Raw genomic sequence first — 3787 nt, 5'->3', positions numbered from 1 at the left:
ATAAGCAAACGTAAAGCCAGTTGTGTCATTGTTGTTGTTTCGCAAAGTGTTTTATAAAAAGCCGGAACCTTTCTCCAGTCCATAGCTGGAAAATTTTGCGTTTTATGGCGTTGTTTGCCTAAGAGCGCGCGTGCTTTTTCTGTTGCTTGTAAATCAACATTCAAACCTAATGCAGCCGCATGTTTAAGACAAAGATTAAGACGTATCAATGCTTTCTCTGCTGTTGCAGCTTTTGTATGCCAAATAGGGGCAAGAGTATTGCGTATCTCTGTTTGAGTAATCTCTGAAACGGGTAGACAGCCTAATTTAGGGAGAATATAAAGACGTAAAGGTGAAAACCAATCACAAGCCTTACCATCATCTTTTAATTCAGCTTTCCGACTTTCAAAAGCATCTACGGCAATATCTTTTAAGTAATGGAGATTGCTTATTGCTTCACGCTTTTGTTTATCGCGTTCTTTAATGGGGTTACGCCCCTCATGCAAAACAGAGCGCCACCCAGTTGCCAATTCACGGGCTTGTTTTAAAGAGACATGTCTTAAGGCACCCAATCCCATTTCACGGCGTTGACCATGAATGGTATAACGATAAAGCCATTGAGCACCTCCATCTTTACGTTTGTGAAGAAGCAAGCCCCGGCACCATCATTATATTTTCCAGCCCCCAATGTTGCGACAGATCTTGCATTAAGACGGTTCATAAGAGCCATTTTTTACACCTTTCTTATACAGTTTTTACCCACACACCAGCCCCGCTTTTGACGTGCAAGGGAATGGTTTTGATTGATTCAAGATAAACAGCTTTGAAATGAGAGAATCTTACATTATTCGAGGGTCTAATTCAATATGAATAACGCTAGATTATCATTATAAATCAAAGTGTTGTTTTTGTATGAAGCGTGCTTTATAGACAAATGTTAGAAAACCCTATTCCCTTAATTTTACTCAGGCACGACTAACTTAAAAGTCAGTAAAAACAATAGGCTACATATAACAAAGAAGAGTGTGGTGCCCAGACGCGGATTCGAACCACGGACACGCGGATTTTCAGTCCGCTGCTCTACCAACTGAGCTATCTGGGCATGCTTCATAAAAAATATAAAGCGTTTGCGGTTATAACATTAAAATTTTCTCTGTCCAGTCATCAAAAGAAAAATAATTGATTTTTTAATAAGTTTATCTCCCTATTCTAGAGCGTTATCAATGAATTTTTATCATAAAATAAATTTGATAGGTATATTGGACACTTTAGTGTATTGTTATTAGAAGGCTGTCTTATTGTGGTGATGATACGAAAAAAAATTAAAAGAATCAATCGAGAAGCATGATTAAGAAAGATTTTTTTATAAAGTTTCTATGAATCTTAAGCATACGCAATAATAGACAATATTTTTGACTTTTTTCTAAAAAGATTATTGATTAGTCTTTATAATAATTTGTTTTTCTTTATAAAGAAAGAAAAACATCTAAAAGGGGAGAAATAATGATAATGTTACAAAAACCAAGTAGTCGTCCCAATAATACTAATTTTTCTTCAGGTCCTTGTAGCAAACGGCCTGGTTGGACTCTTGATGTTCTTAAAAATGCATTAGTTGGGCGTTCGCATAGATCGAGAGAAGCAGAATTAAAACTTGCTGAAGTTGTTGATTTAACCCGTGAGATTCTTGAAGTTCCTTCTGATCATCGTATAGGAATTATGCCGGGTTCAGATACCGGTGCTGTTGAGGCCGCTTTATGGTCTTTATTAGGTGAGCGTGGCATTGATATGGCGGCGTGGGAAAGTTTTGGGTTTGGGTGGAATAAAGATGTTGTCGAGCAATTAAAGCTTTCTGATGTGCGTCGTTTTGAAGCTCCTTATGGTGAAATACCAGATTTAACACAACTTGACTTTGATCGGGATGTTGTTTTTACATGGAATGGGACAACTTCTGGTGTGCGTATTCCTAATGCAGATTTCATTCCGCATAAGCGGGCTGGATTGACCATTTGTGATGCAACATCGGCAGCTTTTGCGCAATATCTTGATTTTTCAAAATTAGATGTTGTGACGTTTTCATGGCAGAAAGTTTTGGGAGGTGAAGCAGCGCATGGTATGGTGATTTTAAGCCCTCGTGCTGTTGAGAGGCTTGAGAATCATGTTCCAGCTTGGCCTATGCCCCAACTTTTCTATATGACAAAAAATGGAAAATTGAATGAAGATATTTTTAAAGGAAAGATCATCAATACACCTTCTATGCTTTGTGTTGAGGATTTCCTTGATGGGTTGAAGTGGGCAAAATCTCTAGGAGGTGCAGCGGCATTAAGAGCTCGGGTTGAGAAAAATTTTTCTGTACTTGATGCTTTTGTTCGCAAAACGCCATGGTTAGAATATTTGGCAAAAGATCCTGAAGTGCGTTCTAACACCGCTGTTTGTTTAGATATTGTGGATCCAGTGATTACTGCTTTGGATACGGAAAATCGAGTATCTTTTATAAAAGCGGTTGTGAAACGTCTTGATGAGGAAGGGGTTGCTTATGATATCGGTTCGTATCGCGATGCTCCTCCTGGGCTTCGAATTTGGGCGGGTATAACAATTGAGGCTTCCGATCTTGAAATTTTAACACAATGGCTTGAGTGGGCGTTCCAAGTTGAAAAAGCACAGCTTTAAATAATTACTGGTGATTTTCACAACGTGTTTTTAAACAAAAAAGGATACGAGAGATTATGATGATCTTTCGTATTCTTGTATCAGACAAACAGCCTCTAAATATTACATGAATTGTAAAAGATTAAGACGGGGAATGAATACTTTGTCAGGTGTTGGATACGAACAAATTAAAATCTCTAATGTTTTTACTTTTTGTAGCGAAAATGACAGATTTTAAATATTTGGGTATTTTCTTATCTTTATTATCATAAATTTGAAAATTTAATCACTTGAAGATTGAGAAAAATCTGAAATGAGGAGTCGCACTTGCTTTAAGGTTTCGTTATAAGGAAGCATTTGTTTTTGAATGCTGGTTTTTTTGACCAAACACGACGGAGAAAATTATGGCCAATGTAGTTGTTGTCGGTACACAATGGGGTGATGAAGGCAAAGGTAAAATTGTAGATTGGTTGTCTGAGCGAGCAGATATTGTGGTAAGATATCAGGGGGGGCATAATGCTGGCCACACATTGGTTATTGATGGAGTGAGTTATAAATTATCGCTTTTACCGTCTGGTTTAGTGCGTGGAAAGCTATCAATCATTGGAAATGGTGTTGTTGTTGATCCTCATCATTTTGTTGCAGAATTAAAAAAACTATGTGATCAGGGTGTACAAATTACACCAGAAATTTTACGGATTGCTGAAAATGCTCCTTTGATTCTTTCTTTGCATCGTGATCTTGATGCAATTCGAGAAAGCGGTTTATCTGGTTTAAAGATTGGTACAACAAAGCGCGGTATTGGACCGGCTTATGAAGATAAGGTGGGACGTCGTGCTATCCGAGTGATGGATTTAGCAGAAAAAGATACACTTATGGCTAAGATTGAGCGGCTTTTGAGGCATCATAATGCTTTGCGTCGTGGAATGGGTGTTGCGGAAATTGATTCTCAAGCACTTTATGATGAATTGATGCAAGTCGCGGATAAAATTTTACCCTTTATGGATTGTACGTGGCGTCTTTTAGATGAAGGGTATCGAGGAGGGAAACACATTCTTTTTGAAGGTGCGCAAGGTGCTTTACTCGATAATGATTTTGGAACTTATCCTTATGTAACGTCATCGAATACAGTTGCTGGGCAGGCATGTACAGGTTCAGGGAT

2 protein-coding genes, 1 tRNA gene and 1 pseudogene are annotated in these 3787 nt (G+C 38.1%); 2 read left to right on the top strand and 2 right to left on the bottom strand.

The genetic code is table 11. From position 1 onward, the window contains the following. Together ACFIO3_RS09930 and ACFIO3_RS09925 are read right to left on the bottom strand one after the other, a co-directional pair. Positions 1-709, bottom strand: a pseudogene (locus ACFIO3_RS09930) (tyrosine-type recombinase/integrase); the annotation flags it as partial. A gap of 296 nt (positions 710-1005) precedes the next feature. After that, positions 1006-1081, bottom strand: a tRNA-Phe gene (locus ACFIO3_RS09925). A 401-nt stretch (positions 1082-1482) separates the two neighbouring features. Here ACFIO3_RS09925 and ACFIO3_RS09920 point away from each other — a divergent pair. Together ACFIO3_RS09920 and ACFIO3_RS09915 are read left to right on the top strand one after the other, a co-directional pair. Then, positions 1483-2646: a phosphoserine transaminase gene (locus ACFIO3_RS09920; protein WP_375607454.1), complete on the top strand. Its 1164-nt coding sequence runs from the start codon at positions 1483-1485 to the stop codon at positions 2644-2646. Between the two features lie 383 nt (positions 2647-3029). Further along, positions 3030-3787, top strand: a 758-nt coding sequence (locus tag ACFIO3_RS09915) for an adenylosuccinate synthetase (RefSeq protein ID WP_375704387.1), incomplete at its 3' end; no start/stop codon positions are given.

The organism is Bartonella sp. AD328YNZD (assembly GCF_042196425.1).
The sequence above is the reverse complement of the archived record's forward strand: the minus strand, read 5'-3'. Positions and strand labels throughout refer to the sequence as shown.

Coding starts and splice junctions, on each gene's coding strand:
- ACFIO3_RS09920 (WP_375607454.1), top strand. CDS start 1,483: ATGATAATGTTACAAAAACCAAGTAGTCGTCCCAATAATACTAATTTT.